This window comes from Streptomyces sp. 4F14 (assembly GCF_048159485.1).
GTDB lineage: Bacteria > Actinomycetota > Actinomycetes > Streptomycetales > Streptomycetaceae > Streptomyces.
The window spans coordinates 20,994-41,760 of record NZ_JBLRVY010000046.1 but is presented as its reverse complement, the minus strand read 5'-3'; the positions used below and the strand labels follow the sequence as shown (position 1 = coordinate 41,760).

22 protein-coding genes are annotated in these 20,767 nt (G+C 71.7%); 4 read left to right on the top strand and 18 right to left on the bottom strand.

The features are described from left to right. The first annotated feature begins 167 nt into the window (after window positions 1-167). Window positions 168-1,175 carry a phosphatase PAP2 family protein gene (locus ACLZOT_RS46630; RefSeq protein WP_416975355.1) on the top strand — a complete coding sequence of 336 codons (1,008 nt, stop codon included), beginning with the start codon at window positions 168-170 and terminating at the stop codon, window positions 1,173-1,175. Between the two features lie 89 nt (window positions 1,176-1,264). Here ACLZOT_RS46630 and ACLZOT_RS46625 read toward each other — a convergent pair whose 3' ends face one another. The 4 genes from ACLZOT_RS46625 to ACLZOT_RS46610 all read right to left on the bottom strand — a co-directional run bounded on the left by ACLZOT_RS46625 (window position 1,265) and on the right by ACLZOT_RS46610 (window position 3,775). Then, the gene (locus ACLZOT_RS46625) at window positions 1,265-1,480 is read right to left on the bottom strand and encodes an I78 family peptidase inhibitor (protein ID WP_416975354.1); all 216 of its coding nucleotides are present in this window, start codon (window positions 1,478-1,480) and stop codon (window positions 1,265-1,267) included. Between the two features lie 297 nt (window positions 1,481-1,777). Continuing rightward, a complete protein-coding gene (locus ACLZOT_RS46620; protein ID WP_416975353.1) occupies window positions 1,778-2,275 on the bottom strand; it encodes a hypothetical protein in 498 nt (165 codons plus the stop codon). Window positions 2,276-2,378: 103 nt separating this feature from the next. Further along, window positions 2,379-2,939: a transglycosylase family protein gene (locus ACLZOT_RS46615; RefSeq protein WP_416975352.1), complete on the bottom strand. Its 561-nt coding sequence runs from the start codon at window positions 2,937-2,939 to the stop codon at window positions 2,379-2,381. Between the two features lie 116 nt (window positions 2,940-3,055). Continuing rightward, the gene (locus ACLZOT_RS46610) at window positions 3,056-3,775 is read right to left on the bottom strand and encodes a transglycosylase family protein (RefSeq protein ID WP_416975351.1); all 720 of its coding nucleotides are present in this window, start codon (window positions 3,773-3,775) and stop codon (window positions 3,056-3,058) included. A gap of 521 nt (window positions 3,776-4,296) precedes the next feature. Between ACLZOT_RS46610 and ACLZOT_RS46605 the strand changes: the two genes are divergently transcribed. Then, window positions 4,297-5,070 carry a hypothetical protein gene (locus tag ACLZOT_RS46605; RefSeq protein ID WP_416975350.1) on the top strand — a complete coding sequence of 258 codons (774 nt, stop codon included), beginning with the start codon at window positions 4,297-4,299 and terminating at the stop codon, window positions 5,068-5,070. Between the two features lie 62 nt (window positions 5,071-5,132). After that, the gene (locus tag ACLZOT_RS46600) at window positions 5,133-5,525 is read left to right on the top strand and encodes a hypothetical protein (protein WP_416975349.1); all 393 of its coding nucleotides are present in this window, start codon (window positions 5,133-5,135) and stop codon (window positions 5,523-5,525) included. 43 nt (window positions 5,526-5,568) lie between these two features. Here ACLZOT_RS46600 and der read toward each other — a convergent pair whose 3' ends face one another. The 5 genes from der to aroH form a co-directional block, all read right to left on the bottom strand. Next, the gene (gene der, locus ACLZOT_RS46595; protein WP_416975384.1) at window positions 5,569-7,023 is read right to left on the bottom strand and encodes a ribosome biogenesis GTPase Der; all 1,455 of its coding nucleotides are present in this window, start codon (window positions 7,021-7,023) and stop codon (window positions 5,569-5,571) included. Between the two features lie 73 nt (window positions 7,024-7,096). Further along, a complete protein-coding gene (locus ACLZOT_RS46590) occupies window positions 7,097-7,828 on the bottom strand; it encodes a lysophospholipid acyltransferase family protein (RefSeq protein WP_416975348.1) in 732 nt (243 codons plus the stop codon). Beyond that, complete coding sequence (gene cmk, locus ACLZOT_RS46585; RefSeq protein WP_416975347.1) at window positions 7,786-8,475, bottom strand: (d)CMP kinase; 690 nt, start codon at window positions 8,473-8,475, stop codon at window positions 7,786-7,788. Before cmk ends, ACLZOT_RS46590 begins: the two co-directional genes overlap by 43 nt. A gap of 164 nt (window positions 8,476-8,639) precedes the next feature. Next, the gene (locus ACLZOT_RS46580; protein WP_416975346.1) at window positions 8,640-9,725 is read right to left on the bottom strand and encodes a prephenate dehydrogenase; all 1,086 of its coding nucleotides are present in this window, start codon (window positions 9,723-9,725) and stop codon (window positions 8,640-8,642) included. After that, the gene (aroH, locus tag ACLZOT_RS46575) at window positions 9,722-10,084 is read right to left on the bottom strand and encodes a chorismate mutase (protein ID WP_416975345.1); all 363 of its coding nucleotides are present in this window, start codon (window positions 10,082-10,084) and stop codon (window positions 9,722-9,724) included. Before aroH ends, ACLZOT_RS46580 begins: the two co-directional genes overlap by 4 nt. A gap of 165 nt (window positions 10,085-10,249) precedes the next feature. On the opposite strand from aroH, the gene ACLZOT_RS46570 reads away from it, so the two are divergent. Beyond that, window positions 10,250-10,675, top strand: a complete 426-nt coding sequence (locus ACLZOT_RS46570; RefSeq protein WP_416975344.1) for a Rieske (2Fe-2S) protein — start codon at window positions 10,250-10,252, stop codon at window positions 10,673-10,675. Between the two features lie 51 nt (window positions 10,676-10,726). Here the strand turns inward: ACLZOT_RS46570 and ACLZOT_RS46565 are convergent, their stop codons facing one another. From ACLZOT_RS46565 to ACLZOT_RS46525, 9 genes are all read right to left on the bottom strand, one after another. Then, window positions 10,727-11,746 (bottom strand): ADP-ribosylglycohydrolase family protein, encoded by a 1,020-nt coding sequence (locus ACLZOT_RS46565; protein ID WP_416975343.1) that lies wholly within the window; start codon window positions 11,744-11,746, stop codon window positions 10,727-10,729. Then, on the bottom strand, window positions 11,743-12,465 hold the full coding sequence (locus tag ACLZOT_RS46560) for an NUDIX domain-containing protein (RefSeq protein ID WP_416975383.1): 723 nt from the start codon (window positions 12,463-12,465) through the stop codon (window positions 11,743-11,745). The genes ACLZOT_RS46565 and ACLZOT_RS46560 overlap by 4 nt, the downstream gene beginning before the upstream one ends. A 197-nt stretch (window positions 12,466-12,662) precedes the next feature. Further along, window positions 12,663-13,787, bottom strand: a complete 1,125-nt coding sequence (locus ACLZOT_RS46555) for a pseudouridine synthase (RefSeq protein ID WP_416975342.1) — start codon at window positions 13,785-13,787, stop codon at window positions 12,663-12,665. After that, the gene (scpB, locus tag ACLZOT_RS46550) at window positions 13,787-14,356 is read right to left on the bottom strand and encodes an SMC-Scp complex subunit ScpB (protein ID WP_416975382.1); all 570 of its coding nucleotides are present in this window, start codon (window positions 14,354-14,356) and stop codon (window positions 13,787-13,789) included. The genes ACLZOT_RS46555 and scpB overlap by 1 nt, the downstream gene beginning before the upstream one ends. 50 nt (window positions 14,357-14,406) lie before the next feature. After that, window positions 14,407-15,351 carry a segregation and condensation protein A gene (locus ACLZOT_RS46545; protein ID WP_416975341.1) on the bottom strand — a complete coding sequence of 315 codons (945 nt, stop codon included), beginning with the start codon at window positions 15,349-15,351 and terminating at the stop codon, window positions 14,407-14,409. A gap of 17 nt (window positions 15,352-15,368) precedes the next feature. Then, window positions 15,369-15,941 carry a hypothetical protein gene (locus tag ACLZOT_RS46540; RefSeq protein ID WP_416975340.1) on the bottom strand — a complete coding sequence of 191 codons (573 nt, stop codon included), beginning with the start codon at window positions 15,939-15,941 and terminating at the stop codon, window positions 15,369-15,371. Further along, window positions 15,926-16,918 (bottom strand): ParA family protein, encoded by a 993-nt coding sequence (locus ACLZOT_RS46535; RefSeq protein WP_416975381.1) that lies wholly within the window; start codon window positions 16,916-16,918, stop codon window positions 15,926-15,928. The genes ACLZOT_RS46540 and ACLZOT_RS46535 overlap by 16 nt, the downstream gene beginning before the upstream one ends. A 552-nt stretch (window positions 16,919-17,470) precedes the next feature. Beyond that, window positions 17,471-18,586 (bottom strand): alanine dehydrogenase, encoded by a 1,116-nt coding sequence (gene ald / locus ACLZOT_RS46530; protein ID WP_416975380.1) that lies wholly within the window; start codon window positions 18,584-18,586, stop codon window positions 17,471-17,473. A gap of 120 nt (window positions 18,587-18,706) precedes the next feature. Continuing rightward, entirely contained in the window at window positions 18,707-20,764 is a 2,058-nt protein-coding gene (locus ACLZOT_RS46525; RefSeq protein ID WP_416975339.1) for a tetratricopeptide repeat protein, read from the bottom strand. Window positions 20,765-20,767 lie beyond the last annotated feature (3 nt).

Below are 20,767 nucleotides of genomic sequence, written 5' to 3'. Positions count from 1 at the left end.
GATAAACCGCCACCTAAAATGATCAAGCGAATTGCAGGCAAGGGCGGGGCCTCATAGTGGATTCCCAGGAAATAAGCCCCTCCCTGAGAGGAATCCCACATCACATCGTCATCACAAAGCCGTGGATTCGCAGAGCATCCACACTCACTCGCTGTAACGTCGATTGGGTGCGTACCGAACGAAACCTCTCCCGCCTGGACCGCATGTTCGCCAGGCTGGACCGTGAGCCGGAGCGGCCGGCTCACATCGGCGTGCCGGAGATGAGCCGGCACCGGGTCGGGTTGTTCGCCGGGACCCTCGCCTTCTACCTGGCGATCGTATGGCTCGTCGTCACCACGTCGTGGCTGGTCCGGTTCGACTGGCAGGTCATGTTCTTCCGGCCGTACCAGCAGTGGCCGGAGATCCACTGGTTCGTGGACTACTACGTGGTGCTCGGCCAGCGCGGCCCGACCGCGGTGATGGTCTCCGCCTGGCTCGGCTGGCGCTCCTGGCGGCAGCACACCCTGCGCCCGCTGCTCACCCTGGGCGCCTCCCTGCTGCTGCTGAACATCACCGTCGGCGCCGCCAAGATCGGCATGGGCCGCCTCGGACCGCACTACGCGACCACGATCGGCTCGGCCGAGATGGGGCTCGGCGGCGATATATTTCCCAGCGGCCACACCGCGAACGCCGTGGTGACCTGGGGCATCCTGGCCTATCTGGCCTCCACCCCGCGAGCCCGCCGCTGGCTGTCCGCGATCTCCGCGGTCACCTCGCTGGGCGTCGGCCTCTCCACCGTCTACCTCGGCACCCACTGGCTGAGCGACGTCCTGCTCGGCTGGGCCGCCGGCCTGCTGATCCTGCTCGCGCTCCCCTGGTGCGAACCCCTCATCGCGCGCGCCGAGAGCTGGCTCCTGGGCCTGCGCGACCGCTGGCGGGAGCGCCGCAGTACGGCGGTCCGGCCCGCGCCGGTCACCGTGCCCGTCTCCCTCGCCGCCCCCCGCCAGGTCGTCGACCTGAAGAAGGCCCCGGTGGGCGCCCCCCGCCCGCCGAGATCCCCGGCCTACCTGGCCCCCGGCCCGCACACCACCCGCGCCGAACGCACCCCGGTCACCCCGGCCGGCAGCCGCCGCCCGCCGCACGCCGACCGGCTGCCCCGCGGTACGACGGCCTCGGCGGCCCGCCCCGGCACCTGAGAAGCACCGGTACGCACACCCGGAGCCCTACGACGACGGCGCCGGCCCAAGTTCCTCGAACTGGGCCGGCGCCGTCGTCGTACCGCGTCTCAGCCTTTCCAGGCGCGGGCCACACAGCCCTCGTGGACCTCGAAGTTGAGGCGGCCCACGCGGTACTCCATGGTGATGATCGCGCCGGGCGGCAGGGACCTGACGGTCGACCACCCCCGTTGCCGGGCGCGCTGTTCGGCGTCCTCGGTCGTGAGGCCCACGTAGTCCTCGGGGTTGTCCTGGGGCTCCTCGGCGGGAGGGGGAATCGGTGCCATAGCGCCACGCTAGGCCCCCGGATCGGGGTGCGGGAAGCCCGAGTTCCCGCTTCTGGTCACACTTCCGTCACAGGATCACGTGTCGCGTTTCGATCCCCGTCCGTCACACGTACGAGCGGATCCGGCCGAGTTCCGGACGTATTCGAACGCAATTCCCGCACCCCCCGACAGCCCTCCGGAAATCCACCCGAAAAGCGCCGCCGGATTCGTTTCCGGCCGCCTGGCGCATTCCCCTCACGACCTCACCATGACGATCTGACGGGCCATAGGAAATACACACCTCCTCCACACCGCCCCTCAGCACACCCCGGCCGCGGGCGGAGTCGCCTTCTCGGGCTTCGGCAGGGCGCACAGGGTGCTCGCGGAGACCTTCCACACCCCCGCCTGTTCGACGGACGTGCCGGTCGCGTTCTTCGGCGCGGCCGTGCCGTTCGTCAGGGTGTAGCTGACGGTGGCCCGCTTGTCCGAGGCGAAGGTGATCCCCTTGATGTCGACGGTGCCGGCCGCCTCGTACGTCTGGAGGGCGCCCGCGAGGAGCTTGCCGTTCTCCAGGAGGTTCTGTCTCTGGGCGGTGGTTGTCCCGGGCGCGAAGAACTTGGTCCAGTTGGCGCGGATGGACTGTTCCGCGGCGGCCGTGTCGGCGGGTGCCGTGGGCCGGGAGGACGAGGGGGACGGCGAGGGCGTGAAGCGGGGCAGCTTGTCGTCGGGGTCGTGACTGCACGCGGAGAGCGCGAGAAGGAGCGCGGACGCGGCGGCTGCTCCGGCCACGCGCCGGGTGCCGTTCCTGAGAGCCATCTGATGCACCACCATGTGTTCGACGTCGGCTGCCAGAAGGCATCTTGCAGTCAATCCCCGCTGCACGACAGCCACTTGAGCCACAGCGAGACCGAACCGGCACCTACGTCAGGGGCGGTCCGAAGACGGCCGGCGGACGTTCCCGCGCCCCGGACCGAGGCAGCGCGAGGAACGTGCCGGGGTTGAGCCGGTCCGGACGGTCGCCCACCACGTCCTTGTTGGCCTGGTACAGCGCCTTCCACCCGCCCTTGACGCGGTACTTGGCGGCGATCCCGGAGAGCGTGTCCCCGGCGGCCACGATGTACGTCCGCCCCTGGAGCCGGTACCGCGCGGCGCACGCGGGCCACGCCTCCCACCCCTGGAGCGCGAGCACCTCCCGCGCGACGGCGATCTGCTGCTCCCGGGTCGCGAGGTCGGCGCGCGGCGCGTACGCGAGCCCGCCGAACTCCTTCCAGGTGGGCGCCCAGAACTGGAGCCCGCCGTAGTACCCGTTGCCGGTGTTCGCGTCCCAGCGCCCCCCGCTCTCGCAGTCGGCGACACAGGACCAGGGCCACCGGTCGCGGGCGCAGTCGTAGGAGACGGGCGCCCGCGCGGGCCCGGGCAGCGGGGGCGGCGGGGCGGCGAGGAGCGGCAGCAGGGCCGTGAGCAAGGGCACGAGGAACATCGCGTCACCGTAGACAGCGTCCCCGTACCCCTCCGCCCAGCCGTGCCGGACGACGGCGGGGGCCCCACCCGGTCGGCTCACCGGATGGGGCCCGGCCCCGAGGACGTGACGACGGCTCAGACGAGCAGCCGCTGTCCCGGCATGATCAGGTCGGGGTTGCCCCCGATGACGGCCTTGTTGGCGGAGTACAGCCGGCCCCAGGTCGTCCCGTTGCGCTCGGCGATGCCGCTGAGCGTGTCACCCGCGCGCACGGTGTAGTTGGCGCCCGGCGTCGCCCGGACGGTGCCTCGCGCGGTGTTCCCGGTGGAGCGCTCGGGCGCCGAGTTCTTGCGCGAACTCTCGCCGGACGAGCCCTTCCTGGCGGAGCTCTTCTTGTACGAGCTCTCGCTCTTGTACTTCTTCACCGAACCGGAGCCGGAGTTGGATGACCCCGATCCCGAGGACCCGGATCCCGACCCGGAGTTGGGCGCACTGCCGTAGGCCCCGGCGCGGGACGAGCACACGGGCCAGGCGCCCCAGCCCTGTCCGCGCTGGACCTTGGTGGCGACGGCGATCTGCTGGGCCCTGGACGCCTGGTCGGCGGTGGACGCGTACGCGGTCCCGCCGTAGGCACGCCAGGTGGAGGCCGAGAACTGCAGGCCCCCGTAGTAGCCGTTGCCGGTGTTGATGTGCCAGTCGCCGCCGCTCTCGCACTGCGCGATCCGGTCCCACACCCCGCTGTCGGCCGCGGCGGCGTTGCCGCTTGTGGCCAGCAGACCGAGGGGGGCGAGGAGCGCTGCCCCGGCGAGGACAGCGGTCGTGCGGGTGCGGCGGGTGTTATCGGCACACTCGGACATGTGGTTCCCTCTCTACGGACCCGGATTCCCCCTGACGAGCGGGACGCTATCCACGTACGGACGTCGATATGGCGTTCCGCCCCCTGTGCGCCGACGTGATGCTTCGGCGCGCTGTCTGTCTCAGCGCGGTCGCCGCACAGGTTCCGGGTGGTGCTCTGTGCACCGGCGGAGGAATCTAGGAGTCCTGACGAGCCGTTAGCAACCAACTCCCTGTTTCCGCAGGCCAGTTAGGCATTACCGGTGGTAACAAAGAGGATTGAACGGCCTTTACATCACCTCATTTCACGATCTGTCGACCATGAACCAGAGCGCCCTGTGAGTCACCTCACGGAACCAACGCCCGTGACCCACCCGTTACTTGACTGCCCGTGTTCGAATCCGACCCCAAAGTGACCGACCTCGTCGAGCGGCCCGGTTCAGTCCTCACAAGTGCGTGACTCCCACCACAGCTCGCCCGTTGAGTCTGAATGAGCCGGGGACCCACCCGGCCCGCCACAGCACCGCATCCCGAGGGAGCCACCGTGCCGCGCATGCTCGACGTCAGCGACGAGGTACGCACCGAGATCGGCGACGAAGAAGCCGACCGGCTGCTCACCGGAGACAACGCCCCCGGCAGCTACGACTGCACGTCCTGCCGCACTCCGGGCGACTCCGAGCACGAGCGCACCAGCACCGTCCTGTTCATCGGCGACGAGACCGCCGTCCTCGCCTTCGCCCACGCCGGCTGCCTGCCCTCCCAGGTCGTCCAGGTGACCGAGGAGCAGCTCCAGGGCGCCGTCCGCTCCATCGGCGGCGACGCCGAGCCCGCCAAGGCCGTACCGGAGCAGGCGGTGCTCGGGGTGACCAGCGGACTCGTCCTGATCGCCGGGGAGTTGCACCCCGCGCTGGTCGTCGAGCCGACCGCGCCGATCGCCCGCCCCGGCTCCACGGGCGCCGGGGACGACTTCCTGCCGCTCCTCGTCGAGCAGGGCTTCCAGCCGGTCGGCCAGATCACCGAGGTGCCGCCGGTGCGCCACGGCTGGTCGGTGCTGCTCGCCGTCGGCCAGCTCCACGCGATCCTCCAGCCCGGTCCGGGCGGCGGTCAGCCGGCGGCCTGGTGGCAGGCGCACCAGCCGCTCCAGGTCACCGACAGCTGGCGGGCCGCCGCCAACAAGCACCAGCAGGTGCTGATGTTCGCGGCGCCGGTCGGCTCGATCGGCCGCCAGCCCCGCGAGGACCTGCTGCGCGACGCGCTCGACAAGGCCGCCGCGAACGGCCGTCTGGTGGCCGCGGCCCTGCCGCTGGCGGGCACGTGACCCTCACCCGGGTCACACCTCCCCCACCGCATCCCTTGCCCACCCGGGTCGTTGGGACTGACGTGCACACATACGAACCGTCTCTGTGGCCGTCCTACCCCGCGATCCCGTCCGCCCGCCCCGGACAGGACACGCAGTCGGCCACCCCGATCTACGACGCGCTCTACGCCGAGTACGTGAAGTCCTTCCGGGCGCTGCCGGGCGACCGGAGCGGGGAGGAGGAGCTGGGGTTCACGGCGTTCGGGAGCGGGCCCGGGGCGGGCGGCGGGTACGCCGGGGGCTACGCGGGCTCGTACGGCGGCTACAGCGCCTACAGCGCGGGCGCCCAGAGCGCGCGGCAGCAGGGGCAGTGGCAGCGGGTGGGGACGCTGGGGCAGCAGCAGCCGTCGTACCAGTACCAGGGCATGCAGCACATCCCGGCGGCGCTGCCACCGGGCCCGCGCAGGGGGTACTGAGAAAGGGCGGCTCCCGAAGGAGCCGCCCTTTCTCACGTACCGCTCACTTCTTCTTGCCGCGCTTCTCGCGCACGCGCACCGAGATATGGATCGGCGTGCCCTCGAAGCCGAACTCCTCGCGCAGCCGGCGTTCGATGAAGCGGCGGTAGCCCGCCTCGATGAAGCCGGAGGCGAAGAGCACGAAGCGCGGCGGCTTGGTGCCGGCCTGGGTGCCGAAGAGGATGCGGGGCTGCTTGCCGCCGCGGATCGGGTGCGGGTGCGCGGAGACCAGCTCGCCGAGGAACGCGTTCAGCCGGCCGGTCGGCACCCGCGTCTCCCAGCCCGCGAGCGCCGTCTCGATCGCCGGGACCAGCTTCTCCATGTGCCGCCCGGTGCGCGCCGAGACGTTCACCCGCGGCGCCCAGGCGATCTGCCCGAGCTCCGTCTCGATCTCCCGCTCCAGGTAGTAGCGGCGCTCCTCGTCGAGGGTGTCCCACTTGTTGTAGGCGACGACGATCGCGCGGCCCGCCTCGACGGCCATCGTGACGATCCGCTGGTCCTGTACGGAGATGGAGTCGGCGGCGTCGATGAGGATGACCGCCACCTCGGCCTTCTCGACGGCGGCGGCGGTGCGCAGCGAGGCGTAGTAGTCGGCGCCCTGCTGGAGGTGGACGCGCTTGCGGATACCCGCGGTGTCGACGAACTTCCAGACGACGCCGCCGAGTTCGATCAGCTCGTCGACCGGGTCACGGGTCGTGCCCGCGATCTCGTTGACGACGACGCGCTCCTCGTTCGCCACCTTGTTCAGCAGCGAGGACTTGCCGACGTTCGGGCGCCCGATCAGCGCGATCCGCCGGGGACCGCCGACGGCCGTGCCGAAGGACTGCTCCGGCGCCTCCGGGAGCGCCTCCAGGACGGAGTCCAGCATGTCGCCGGTACCGCGGCCGTGCAGCGCGGAGACCGGGTGCGGCTCGCCGAGACCCAGCGACCACAGGTACGAGGCGTCCGCCTCGCCGCTCTGCCCGTCCACCTTGTTGGCGCACAGCACGACCGGCTTCCCGGCCTTGCGCAGCAGCCGTACGACGGCCTCGTCGGTGTCCGTCGCGCCGACCTTGGCGTCCACGACGAAGACGACCGCGTCGGCCGCCTCGATCGCGTACTCCGCCTGCGCGGCCACCGAGGCGTCGATGCCGAGGACGTCCTGCTCCCAGCCGCCGGTGTCGACGACCTTGAAGCGCCGCCCGGCCCACTCGGCCTCGTACGTCACACGGTCCCGGGTCACCCCCGGCTTGTCCTCCACGACGGCCTCGCGGCGGCCGATGATCCGGTTGACCAGCGTCGACTTGCCGACGTTCGGGCGCCCGACCACGGCCAGCACCGGCAGCGGCCCGTGCCCCGCCTCCTCGATGGCCCCTTCGACGTCCTCGACGTCGAAGCCCTCTTCCGCGGCGAGCTCCATGAACTCCGCGTACTCGGCATCGCCGAGCGCTCCGTGCTCGGAGTGGTTGTCGTCGTTCATGAAGTTCCGTACCTCGTTCATCGTGGTGATCGGTGGACCCTCCGTTATGGGCTGATCCACTACTAAGTGTCGCTTAACGCCCGGTGAGGCGCTTCGCGTTTTCCAGGTGCGCTGTCAGCTGCTTCTGGATACGTTCCGTGGCCTCGTCGAGAGCCTTGCGGGTACGACGGCCGGTGCCGTCGCTCGCGTCGAAGGGGTCCCCGAAGACGACGTCCACCCGCGACCGCAGCGGCGGCAGCCCCTTGACCAACCGTCCCCGGCGCTCGGAACTTCCCAGCACGGCCACGGGGACGATCGGCGCGTTCCCGCGTACGGCGAAGTAGGCGAGGCCCGCCCGCAGCGCCGCGAAGTCGCCCTCGCCCCGGCTGCCCTCGGGGAAGATCCCGAGGACGCCGCCGTTCTTCAGGACGTCCAGGGCCTGCGTGACGGCGCCCCGGTCGGTGGACTCGCGGTCCACCTTGAGCTGGCCGATCCGCAGGAGGAAGGGGTCGAGGGGGCCGATGAACGCTTCCTTCTTGATCAGGAAGTGCGTGGGCCTCGGGGCAACACCCATCACCATCGGACCGTCGATGTTGTGCGAGTGGTTCACGGCGAAGATGACGGGGCCGGCGGCCGGGACCCGCCAGGAGCCGAGCACACGGGGCTTCCACAGGCCGTACATGAGGCCGACGCCGATCCGCCGGCCGACCTCGGCGCCCCTCTCCGAGGGGGTGGAGGACGCGGCCGGCGCCAGGCGCTGCGACCACCGGGCGGGCTGCGTGCTCACTTCCCCGCCCGCTTCTCCTCGACGAGGGTCACGACACACTCGATGACCTGCGTCAGCGTCAGCTCCGTGGTGTCCACCTCGACCGCGTCGGCCGCCTTCGCGAGCGGCGAGGTCTTGCGGCTGGAGTCCGCCGCGTCCCGCTTGACCAGCGCCTCGCGCGTCGCGGCGACGTCGGTGCCCTGGCCCAGCTCACCGCTGCGCCGGGCGGCCCTGGCCTCGGCGGACGCGGTGAGGAAGATCTTCAGATCGGCGTCCGGCAGGACGGTCGTCCCGATGTCCCGCCCCTCGACGACGATCCCCTTCTCCGCGCCGGCGGCGATGGACCGCTGCAACTCGGTGATCCGGGCACGCACCTCGGGCACCGCGCTCACGGCACTGACCTTGGACGTCACGTCCTGCGTCCGGATGGGCCCGGCGACGTCCACCCCGTCCACATGAATCGTCGGCCCCGCCGGATCCGTCCCCGACACGATCACCGGCTTCCCGGCGGCAGCGGCGACGGCATCGGCGTCCTCGACATCGACCCCGTTGCTCACCATCCACCAGGTGATCGCCCGGTACTGGGCCCCGGTGTCCAAGTAACTCAGCCCGAGCTCCCCGGCCACAGCCTTCGACGTACTCGACTTCCCGGTGCCGGAGGGACCGTCAATAGCGACGATCACAGGCCGAGCGGCGCCGTTTTCCACGGGGAGACACCTTCCTGGTGCATGGTGCTGGGAATCGGGGACGACAAGAACGCCCCGCACAAGGTTACTGGGTACTCACTACCAGCCCGTCCGGCGTTTGAGGACGAGGCCCTTCCGGGGCCGGACGGGGTCCAAGGGCGGAGCCCCTGGCGGGGTCGAGGAGACTACTGCCGGACCCCCCAGCCCCGCTCCCGCAGAGCCGCCGACAGCACCGGCGCGGCCTTGGGCTCCACCATCAGCTGCACCAGCCCGGCCTGCTGCCCCGTCGCATGCTCGATCCGCACGTCCTCGATGTTCACCCCGGCCCGCCCCGCATCGGCGAAGATCCGCGCCAGCTGCCCCGGCTGATCGTCGATGAGCACGGCGACCACCTCGTACACCCGATGCCCGGCCCCGTGCTTGCCCGGCACCCGAACCTGCCCGGCATTGCCCCGCCGCAGCACATCCTCGATCCCGGCGACCCCCGCCTTCCGCCGATCGACGTCCCCGGACTCCACGGCCCGCAACGCCCGCACCGCCTCGTCGAGATCGGCGGCGACATCGGACAGCAGCTCGGCCACAGGCCCAGGGTTCGCGGACAGGATGTCGATCCACATCCGGGGATCGGACCCGGCGATCCGCGTAACGTCCCGGATCCCCCCGCCGGACAGCCGCACGGCGGACTCCTCGGCATGCTCCAGCCGAGCGGCGACCAGGCTGGACACGATATGGGGCATGTGGGAGACGAGCGCGACGGCCCGGTCGTGGGCGTCGGCGTCCATGACGACCGGCACGGCCCGGCAGTGGGACACCAGCTCCAGCGCGAGATTGAGCACCTCGGTCTCGGTGTCCCGCGTGGGCGTGAGCACCCACGGCCGCCCCTCGAACAACTCCGCGGACGCGGCGAGCGGCCCGGACTTCTCCCGCCCGGACATGGGATGCGTCCCGAGATACCGGGCCAGATCGACCCCGGTGGCCTCCAGCTCCCGCCGGGGCCCGCCCTTGACACTGGCGACGTCGAGATACCCGTAGGCGACCTCGCGCCGCATGGCGTCCGCGAGCACCCGGGCGACATGCGCGGGCGGCGCCGCGACGACGGCGAGGTCGACGACCCCCTCGGGCGCCTCGTCGGTCCCGGCCCCGAGCGCGGCGGCCGTCCGGGCCTGCTCCGGATCGTGGTCGGCGAGATGGACGACGACCCCCCGCTGGACGAGGGCCATGGCGACGGACGTCCCGATGAGCCCGGTCCCGATGACGAGCGCGGTCCTCACTGGGCGATGTCCTTCCGCAGCCCGGCGGCGGCACCGAGGTAGACGTGGGCGATGTCGGCCCGCGCACGCGGGGACTCGACATGCGCGAGGAGCCGGACGACGCGGGGCATGGCCCCGGTGATGTCGAGTTCCTGCGCGCAGATCAGCGGCACGTCGACGATCCCGATCTTGCGGGCGGCGGCGGCCGGGAAGTCGCTGTGCAGGTCGGGCGTCGCGGTGAACCAGATGCTGATCAGGTCGTCGACGGCGAGGTCGTTGCGCTCCAGGACGGCCGCGAGCAGCTCCCCGACCCGCCGCTCCATCTCCCCGGCGTCGTCCTCGTCCAACTGGACGGCCCCCCGGACCGCTCGTACCGCCACGCCACCGCTCCTCGCTGTCTCCGTACGCCTCGCCTCTGGACCACCCAGCGTAATCAGCCCCACTGACAACGGCGCGTCCGCCCGCCCCCTGAGACGTCCGACGCCTTTGTGCCACTCCGTCCCGGTTGCTTCTCGTCGCCGCCCGCCGGTGCCAGGATGACGCGCATGACGCTCCCCACGACCCGCCGCACGGTCCTCCTGACGTCCCTGATGACGACGAGCGCGGTGGCGCTCACGGCAGCCTGTGGCGGCTCCGACGACGCCGACGGCAGCAACGACAGTTCCTCGGACAGCACGTCCGGCGCCACGGACCTGGCGAAGACCTCCGACATCCCGGTGGGCGGCGGCAAGGTCTTCAAGGACCAGAAGGTGGTGGTCACCCAGCCGGTGAAGGGCGAGTTCAAGGCGTTCTCGGCGGTCTGCACCCATCAGGGCTGCACGGTGGCCAAGGTGGCGGACGGCACGATCGACTGCCCCTGCCACCAGAGCAGGTTCGGCATCGCGGACGGCGCGGTGAAGGGCGGCCCGGCCCCGCGCCCGCTGCCCGCGAAGGAGATCACGGTCAAGGGCGACACGATCACCCTGGCGTGAACTCACACGCGCGCGTGAGGAGCCCTCTCACGCGCGCGCCACCCCGTCACTTCACGCGTCCCACAGCGCCCCGAGCGTCACCAGCTCACTCCCGTACTCGATCCGGTCCGCCCACTCGGTGGGCCACGCGTCGATCCCCAGCCAGGCCCCCGCGAAGGCCCCGGTCAGACAGGCGATGGAGTCGGAGTCCCCCGAGGAGCAGGCGGCCCTGCGCAGCGCGGTGAGCGGCTCCTCGGGGAACAGCAGGAAGCAGTACAGCCCTGTCGCGAGGGCCTCCTCGGCGATCCACCCGGCGCCGGTGGCGAGGCAGGGGTCGGCCTCCGGGTCGGGGTCCAGCAGCGCCGCTTCCAGCCGGTCCAGGACAGCGAGGCACTCGTCCCACCCGCGCGCGATGAAGTGCTCCGGGCCGGGGTCCTGGCTGCGGGTCCACAGGTCACCCAGCCAGTCCCGCCGGTACTTGGACCGGTTCGCCAGCGCGTACGCGCGCAGGAGGCCGATCAGCACACCTGGCCGGGTCCCCTGCGCGAGGAGCCGTACCGCGTGCGCGGTGAGGTCAGAGGCGGCGAGCCCGGTGGGGTGGCCGTGGGTGAGGGCGGCCTGGAGCTGGGCGGCGCCCGCGCGCTGTTCGTCGCTGAGTCCGGGGGCGAGTCCGATGGGGGCGACGCGCATGTTGGCGCCGCATCCCTTGGAGTCGATCTGGCTGGCGTCCTGCCAGTGCCGCTCGGGGTCGCCCAGCAGCTCGCAGGCCCTGAGGCAGGTCCGGCCGGGGGCGCGGTTGTTGTCCGGGGAGTGGTACCAGTTCACGAACTCCTCGCGCACGGGCCGCTCCAGCCGCAGCGGTGCGAGGACGCCCCGGTCCATGGCGGAGCGCAGCCCGCGCGCGAGGGCCAGCGTCATCTGGGTGTCGTCGGAGACGATCGCCCGCGCGGGCAGCGGCATCTTCCGCCAGGGCCCGAACTTGGCGACGATCTGCGGGACGTCGTTGAACTCGGTGGGGAAGCCGAGGGCGTCCCCCAGCGCCAGCCCCATGAGGGCCCCGGAGGCGGCGCGCTTGTGCACGGTGAAACTCATGAGGGACGTCCTTCTGTGGAGGGCCGGACGAGCGGCGGGTGGAGCGCGGTGGCCGTGCCCGCGCGGTAGAGGGCGGCGGGTTTGCCGCGCCCTCCGGTGAGCCGGGCGGCGCCCGCGCGGGCCGGTTCGACGAAGCCGGGGGTGGCGAGGACCTTGCGGCGGAAGTTGGGCCGGTCGAGGCCGGTGCCCCAGACGGTCTCGTAGACGCGCTGGAGCTCGCCGAGGGTGAACTCGGGCGGGCAGAACGCGGTGGCGAGGCACGTGTACTCGAACTTGGCGCCCACGCGTTCGCGCGCGTCGGCGAGGATCCGGTCGTGGTCGAAGGCGAGCGGCCCGGCCGTGTCGTACGGCGTCCAGCGGGCCTGGACGGCGTCGCCCCCGCCGTGCGGCGTCGGGGCGCCGGGGACGAGGGCGGCGAAGGCGACGGAGACGACCCGCATCCGGGGGTCGCGGCCGGGTTCGCTGTAGGTGCGCAGCTGCTCCAGGTGCAGCCCGGTGACGTGGCCGAGCCCGGTCTCCTCGGCGAGTTCGCGCCGGGCGGCCTGTTCGGCGGACTCCTCGGGCAGCACGAACCCGCCGGGCAGCGCCCACCGTCCGGCGTACGGCTCCTGGCCCCGTTCGACGAGCAGGACGTGCAGGGCGCCCGCGGACAGGGTGAGCACGGCGAGGTCGACGGTCACGGCGAAGGGTTCGTGCGCGTGCTTGTCGTAGCCGTTCACCGCCACCCCCGCCTTTATGGTCACCTCGACCATAAGCAGCGTGCCGGGTGCGGACAAGACCCTGGCCGCGACCGGCACCAGCCCTCCACGGAACCCCCGAAAGCTCTCAACGCCCCCAGGAGACCCGTTCCCGGACACGGCGACGGCCGATCCCGGAGAGCCCGGGATCGGCCGCCACAGAGCCGTACAGCCGCCTTCTAGAGGTCGACCTCCTGCATCAGCATGCCCACCTCGGTGTTGGACAGCCGCCGCAGCCAGCCCGACTTCTGGTCGCCGAGGGTGATCGGGCCGAAGGCGACCCGCACCAGCTTGTCCACCGGGAAGCCCGCCTCGGCGAGCATCCGCCGCACGATGTGCTTGCGGCCCTCGTGGAGCGTGACCTCGACCAGGTAGTTCTTGCCGGTCTGCTCGACGACCCGGAAGTGGTCCGCGCGGGCGTACCCGTCCTCCAGCTGGATGCCGTCCTTGAGCTGCTTGCCCAGGTCGCGCGGGATCGGGCCGACGATGTGCGCGAGGTAGACCTTCTTCACGCCGTACCGCGGGTGGGTCAGGCGGTGCGCCAGCTCGCCGTGGTTGGTGAGCAGGATGACGCCCTCGGTCTCCGTGTCGAGCCGGCCCACGTGGAACAGGCGCGTCTCACGGTTGGTGACGTAGTCGCCGAGGCACTGGCGGCCCTCGTTGTCCTCCATCGTGGAGACGACACCGGCGGGCTTGTTCAGCGAGAAGAACTGGTACGACTGCGTCGCGACCGTCAGCCCGTCGACGCGGACCTCGTCCTTCTCGGGGTCGACGCGCTTGCCCTGCTCCAGGACGATCTCGCCGTTGACCTCCACGCGCGCCTGCTCGATCAGCTCCTCGCAGGCCCGCCGCGAGCCGTAGCCCGCGCGCGCGAGGATCTTCTGCAGCCGCTCGCCCTCCTGCTCGGCACCCGGGAAGGTCTTGGGGAGCTTCACGTCCTTCTTGCCCGCGTACCGCTCCCGGTTGCGCTCCTCCGCGCGCGCGTCGTACTCACGCGAGGTCGCCGGCGCCCAGCGGCCACGGCCGCTGCTGCCCGACGACTGCTTCGGGCCGCCCTTGGCGCCGCCGCGCGCCGAGGCGCCGCGCCCCGACTTGGGGCCCTCCGGGGAGGCGCCGGGGCCCACGTCGTAGCGCCGCTCCTCGGGGCGGGGCTTCTTCGGCCGGCCGCCCTGGTTGTCGTCGCGGTTGTTGCCGGCGCCGCGGTAGTTGCCGCGACCCCCGCTGTTCCCGCCGCGGCCGCCGCTGTTGCCACCACGGCTCCCGCCGTTGTTTCCGCTGCTGTTCCTGCCGCTGCTGCTTCGCATCAAAGTTCCGTCTTGTCGTCTGCGTCCTCGGAATCCGGAGCGTCCGGATCGAACGACGGAACGCCCTCCTGCGTCTCGGCCTCGATCGCCTCCGCCTCCGGGAGGAAGGGCGCGAGTTCCGGAAGCTCGTCCAGACCGCGCAGGCCCATCCGCTCCAGGAAGTAGTTCGTCGTCGCATACAGGATCGCACCTGTTTCGGGTTCCGTGCCCGTCTCCTCGACCAGGCCCCGCTGGAGCAGGGTGCGCATCACGCCGTCGCAGTTCACCCCGCGCACCGCGGAGACCCGGCTGCGGCTGACCGGCTGGCGGTAGGCGACGACCGCCAGCGTCTCCAGGGCCGCCTGGGTGAGCCGGGCGTGCTGGCCGTCCAGGACGAAGCCCTCCACGGCCGCCGAGTAGGCGGGCCGCGTGTAGTAGCGCCAGCCCCCCGCGACGGTCCTCAGCTCGAATCCCCTGCCCTGTGCCGTGTACTCGTCGGCCAGCTCCCTGAGCGCGTCCCCGATCTGCCGACGGGGCCGCTGGAGGATCTTCGCGAGGTGCTCCTCGGTCGCCGGTTCGTCCACGACCATGAGGACGGCCTCCAGGGCCGGCTTGAGGTCCAGCTCCGCGACGTCCTCGCTCACGTCTCCTCCTCCTCGGTCGGCCGGTCGGAGGCCGGCCGGTCGAACTCGTCGGTCACCGCCACGGCGGCGTCCCCGCCGGTCCACCGCACGATCAGGTCCCCGAGCGCCGTCTCCTGGTCCAGCTCCACCGCCTTGTCGCGGTACAGCTCCAGCAGCGCGAGGAACCGGGCGACGACGGTCAGGGTGTCCTCGGTGTCCGCCACCAGCACCCGGAAGCTCGCCTCGCCGAGTTCCTTGAGCCGGGCGACGACCAGCCCCGCCTGCTCCTGGACGCTCACCAGCGGCGCGTGGATGTGGTCGACGTACACCTGGGGCCTGGGCCTCGGCTGCATCGCCTTCACGGCGAGCCTGGCGAATCCTTCCGCCCCGATGCTGATGACGACCTCGGGCAGCAGCTCGGCGTGGTGCGCCTCCAGGCCGACGGTACGGGGGTAGCGGCGCCCCTCGACGTCCAGCCGGTGGTTGAGGATGTCGGCGATCTGTTTGTACGCCCGGTACTGGAGCAGCCGCGCGAACAGCAGGTCCCGCGCCTCAAGGAGCGCGAGGTCGGCCTCGTCCTCGATCTCGGCGGCGGGCAGCAGCCGCGCGGCTTTGAGGTCGAGCAGCGTCGCGGCGACGACGAGGAACTCGGTGGTCTGGTCCAGGTCCCAGTCCGGGCCCATCGCCCTGATGTGCGCCATGAACTCGTCGGTGACCTTGGAGAGCGCGACCTCGGTGACGTCCAGCTTGTGCTTGGCGATGAGCTGGAGCAGCAGGTCGAAGGGGCCCTCGAAGTTGGCGAGCCGGACCTTGAAGACCCCGTCGGGGACAGCCTCGGCCTCGGGCTCGGGCGCGGCCGGCACCTCCGGGACCGTCTCCTCCCCGGCGCCCGGCCCCCGGCCCAGTGCGCGTCGGCGGCCGACCGGGGCACCGGTGGCAGGAGACGTGTCGTGCGAGGTCATAGCCCCCGAAGGTACCCCTAACGCCCCCGCAACCGGCGTACGAGGATGCTCGCGTCCCCGCGGGACTCCAGGTCGGCGAGGACGACGGCGACCGCTTCGCGGACGATGCGGCCGCGGTCGACGGCGAGGCCGTGCTCGCCGCGCAGGACGAGGCGCGCGTGCTCCAGGTCCATCAGTTCCTCGGCGGAGACGTACACGGTGATCTTCTCGTCGTGCCGTTCGCGCCCGGAGGGGCGGCGGGCTGCGGCCCGGCCCCGTTTGCGCGGCTCGGCGTCGGCGGGCCCGGCGGCGGTGACAGAACCTTCCTGCGCCCGCCGCGCGCCCGGCTGCGGCTCGCCCCTGCTGCGGGACTCGCCCCCGTTGCCCTGGCCGGCGTCGGTGGCGACGTGTTCGGCCCCGTCGCCGTCCCCGCCCTGCGCGGGCACGGCGAGCGGCACGTCCTCGGCGGCGCCGCTCGCCGTCTCGCTCTCACCCGCCTGTCCCGGCACCCGGCCCTCGCCGGGCCGCCGGGGAGTGGACGGCTGGAGCGCCGTTCCCCCTGTCGTGCGGAAGAGTTCGTCGGCCCCCGGCAGACTCACTCGGCGTGACACCGGGCGAGCACCTCCCTGGCGAGCTGACGGTAGGCGGCGGCGCCGACGGAGTTGGACGCGTACGTGGTGATCGGCTCGCCCGCGACCGTGGTCTCCGGGAAGCGGACGGTCCGCCCGATCACCGTGTGGTAGACGTGGTCGTCGAACGCCTCGACGACGCGCGCGAGCACCTCACGGCTGTGGACGGTGCGCGAGTCGTACATCGTCGCGAGGATGCCGTCCAGCTCCAGTTCGGGGTTGAGACGCTCCTGCACCTTCTCGATGGTCTCGGTGAGCAGCGCGACCCCGCGCAGCGCGAAGAACTCGCACTCCAGCGGGACGATCACCTTGTGGGCGGCCGTGAGCGCGTTCACCGTGAGCAGGCCCAGCGAGGGCTGGCAGTCGATGACGATGTAGTCGTAGTCGTCCATCAGCGGCTTCAGTGCCCGCTGGAGGGTCGACTCGCGCGCGACCTCGGAGACGAGCTGGACCTCGGCCGCCGACAGGTCGATGTTGCTCGGCAGCAGGTCCATGTTGGGGACCGCGGTCTTGAGCAGGACCTCGTCGGCCGACATGCCCCGCTCCATGAGCAGGTTGTAGACCGTGAGGTCGAGCTCCATGGGGTTGACGCCGAGACCGACCGACAGCGCGCCCTGCGGGTCGAAGTCCACGAGCAGGACCCGTCGGCCGTACTCCGCGAGCGCGGCACCCAGGTTGATGGTCGACGTGGTCTTGCCGACGCCGCCCTTCTGGTTACACATCGCGATGATCGTCGCGGGTCCGTGATCGGTCAGCGGGCCCGGGATCGGGAAGTACGGCAGCGGCCGCCCGGTCGGGCCGACGCGCTCGCGACGCTGGCGTGCGGCGTCGGGCGCGAGCGTGGCCGCGTACTCGGGGTCGGGCTCGTATTCGGCGTCGGGATCGTAGAAGTGCCCGTCGGGCAGTTCGTCGTAGTCGGCGAAGTGGTTGTGGGGCGTGCCACTTCCGTCGCCGGCCATGGCGTTCACGTGATGGCCATCCATGCTCTGGTGTGCTGTCCGCAGGGTCTGCGGACTCTGGTGGGCTGCGAAAGTGCGCACAGCGACGGAGCCGACAGCCTCGGTGGTTCCCTCAGGGCTCCGGCCCCGGACAGGCGTTCCTGCTCGACCACCCCCGGGAGAAAATGTCGACTCATTCACAAGTCGTCTTACCTCCTTGGTGACCAGGGAATTTCTAGACAGGTCAGCGTGGCACCATGCCGACGGTTGGCGACTCTATGGCGTGTCGGCCGTTCGCAGCAACACAATCCGCCGGACCCGGCCGGATGTGTCGGCAAAGAAACATGACGCTGTCAAGGGCGTACGGCCGTCGCACAGCAGGTTTCACCGGTGTGCGAATCGGTCGAAGGGTTACGTTCGCGGCGAGTTGACCGAGCATCGCAAAGTGACCATACACACATTGGGCCGGACCTTATGGACAAGGCCCGGCCCGCTGTGCGTCGTTGACGCGTCTTGTTGACGTATCGCCTTTATGAAACGGTGACTTGAGCTTGGCCGATCAGGCGCGGCCGATCAGCCCAGCAGCGACGTCAGTTCGACGTGCTCCAGGCCGTGCGCCTCGGCGACCTCGCGGTAAACGACCTTGCCGTCATGGGTGTTGAGCCCCTTGGCGAGCGCGGGGTCGCGGCGCAGCGCCTCGGCCCAGCCGTGGTCGGCGAGTTCGACGATGTACGGGAGGGTCGCGTTGGTGAGCGCGTACGTCGAGGTGTTGGGGACCGCGCCGGGCATGTTGGCGACGCAGTAGAACACCGACTCGTGGACGGTGAACGTCGGTTCGGCGTGGGTGGTGGGCCGGGAGTCCTCGAAGCAGCCGCCCTGATCGATCGCGATGTCGACAAGGACACTTCCCGGCTTCATGCGGGCCACCAGCTCGTTGGTGACCAGCTTCGGCGCCTTCGCGCCCGGGATGAGGACCGCGCCGACGACGAGGTCGGCGTCGAGGACGGCCTTCTCCAGTTCGAAGGAGTTGGACATGATGGCCCGCACCTGGGTGCCGAACACCTTGTCGGCCTCGCGGAGTTTGTGGATGTCCCGGTCCAGCAGCGTGACGTGGAAGCCGAGTCCGATCGCGATCTGTGTCGCGTTCCAGCCGGAGACGCCGCCGCCGATGACGACGGCCTTGGCGGGCTGGGTCCCCGGCACCCCGCCGGGCAGGACACCGCGTCCGCCGGCCGAGCGCATCAGGTGGTAGGCGCCGACCTGGGGGGCGAGCCGTCCCGCGACCTCGGACATGGGTGCGAGCAACGGCAGTGCGCGGCCCGGGAGTTCGACCGTCTCGTAGGCGATCGCGGTGGTGCCGGAGGCGACCAGCGCGTCCGTGCACTCCTTGGACGCGGCCAGGTGCAGGTAGGTGAAGAGCGTCTGGTCCTTGCGCAGCCGGTGGTACTCCTCGGCGACCGGCTCCTTGACCTTGAGCAGCAGGTCGGCGCTGCCCCACACCTCGTCCGCCGTGTCCAGGATCGCGGCGCCGGCCGCGACGTACTCCTCGTCCGGGATCGAGGACCCGACGCCCGCGCCGCGCTCGATGACGACCTGGTGGCCGTGGCGCACCAGCTCGTGGACGCCGGCGGGGGTGATGGCCACCCGGAACTCGTTGTTCTTGACCTCGCGGGGGATGCCGACCTTCACGTCGATCACGGTCCTCGACTCAAGGGACGTATACATATGCGTATACCGGGATATGTCGCACCAGTGGTACGACAGAGCCAGTCTAATGAAGGTGTTCCCGGTGTCCAGCCTTTCAAAGCATCAATCTTCGGCCGAAGCGCCACGGATTTCGTAGGCGCTAGCGCGGTGTTCCACCTCGGATTCACGGCTGGGGCCCTCCTCGGCCAGCATCCGGTCGGCCGCCGCCCGGTGCACACGGGCCGCCGCCGGGTCGCCGAGGTGCTCCAGCGTGTCGGCGAGCCGCAGTTGCAGCGCGGCCTGGAGGCGCCCGTCCTCCGCCCGCCGCGCCCACTCCACCGCCTCCTGGCAGGTCCGCAGCGACTCCTCGGGCCGCCCCGCGTACTCCTGCACCCGCGCCAGCTCACTGAGCGCCCGCGCGTGCGCCCCCACGTCCCCGTTCTTCCGGTGCCCGGCGGCCGACGCCCGCCACGCCCGCTGCGCCTCCCCGTACCGGCCGGCGTACGTCTGCGCGGTGGCGATACGGCCGTACAGGCGTGCGGCGTCGGCGCGTTCGTCCCGGGCGAGCCGCTGGGCCAGCGCGCGGCCGTACCAGTCGGCGGCCCGCTCGAAGTCCCCGAGTTCGAGGTGGGCGCCGCCGATCGACTCCATGGCCCGGCCGGTCGCGTACGGGTCGTTCGCCTCGCGCCCGGCGTCGAGGGCGGCCCGGTAGCGGGTGAGGGCCTCCTCGGTGCGGCCGGTGCTCGCGTCGACGTCGGCGAGGTTCAGCAGGGCGGCGGCGCGCTCGCGCGGGAGGGCGCGGCGCTCGGCGACGTCCAGGACGAGGTGGTGGACGCCGTACAGGTCGGGGGCGGCGGCCCGGGTGCCGAAGTGGGCGACCATCGCGCGCACGAACTGGGACATCAACCGGCGTGCCAGGGTGTCGAGTTCGCCGTCGGCGACCGCGAGGCGGGCCGAGGCGAGCAGGGCCGGGCGGCGCAGCCTGAGCCAGTCGCCGGCCGCCCGCTGGCTGGGGAAGCGCAGGGCGCGTGGCAGGCCCTGGAGGCGGGCGCGGGCCTGCGGGTTCTCGGGTTCGGTGACCGCGCGGCAGGACTGGAGGAGGCGGACCGTGCGCTCCAGCATGCGCGCGCGGGCCAGGTGCAGTTCGGCCGGGCGGTCGTGGGTCTCGGCGGCGGCCTTCAGCAGGGGGTACAGACAGCCGGGGACCTCGTACTGCGGGAGCGGTGAGTCCACCGCGTGCAGCAGGCCGTGGGCGGTCAGGTCGTCCAGGGTGGTGCGGGCGGCGCCGATCGAGCAGCCGGCCAGCGCGGAGGCGGTGTGCGGGTCGACGAGCCCGGCGGGGGCGAGGCTCAGCAGTCGCAGTATCCGCGCGGCCGGCGCCGGCAGTCCCGCGTGCACGAGCCGGAAGACCCGGCTCAGCGGCGTCCCCTCGTCGCCCTCGGCGCGCAGGTGCTTGGCGAGGTCGGCGACGGCCGCCATGGGCCGCGCGGCGAGCCATCCCCCGGCCAGGACCAGCGCGGCGGGCTGCCCCTGGCACACCTCGACGAGCCCCTCCGCCGAGCGCGGATCGACGGTCACCCGCACCGACCCGGTCGACCGCGTCAGCAGGTCCAGCGCCGACTTGGTGTCCATCCCGCCCAGCGTGCACGGCCGCACATCGGCGATCCCCGTCAACGGCCCCCCGGACACCGCGACGACCAGGCACTCCGGGTTGTCCGGCAGCAGCGCGTCCACCTGCTCGGCGCCCGGCGCGTCATCGAGCAGCAGCAGCGTACGGCGCTCGGCGAGCGCGTCCCGCAGCAGCGCGGAGAGGTCGTCCTGATCGGCTCCGGCGGGCGCCTCGACCTCCAGCTCGGCGAGCAGGTCGCGGGCGGCCCGCTCGACCGGTACGGGCGTGCCGTCCGGCTCGGCGAGCCGGACCCGCAGGACGCCGTCCCGGTAACGGTCGGCGACCTGGCGGACGAGTTCCTCGGCGAGCGCGGTGCGCCCCGAGCCCGGCCGGCCGGCGATGAGCAGCACCCGCGCGCGGGGGGCCTTCTTGCCGACCAGGGTGTCGAGGCCGACGCGCTCGATGTCGGCGCGCAGTTCCTTCAACTCCCTGGTCCGGCCCAGGAACTGGCCCTCCGTCGCAGCGTGGCCCGACAGCGGCACGCCGTCCGTCTCCACTGCCTGATCCGCCACGGG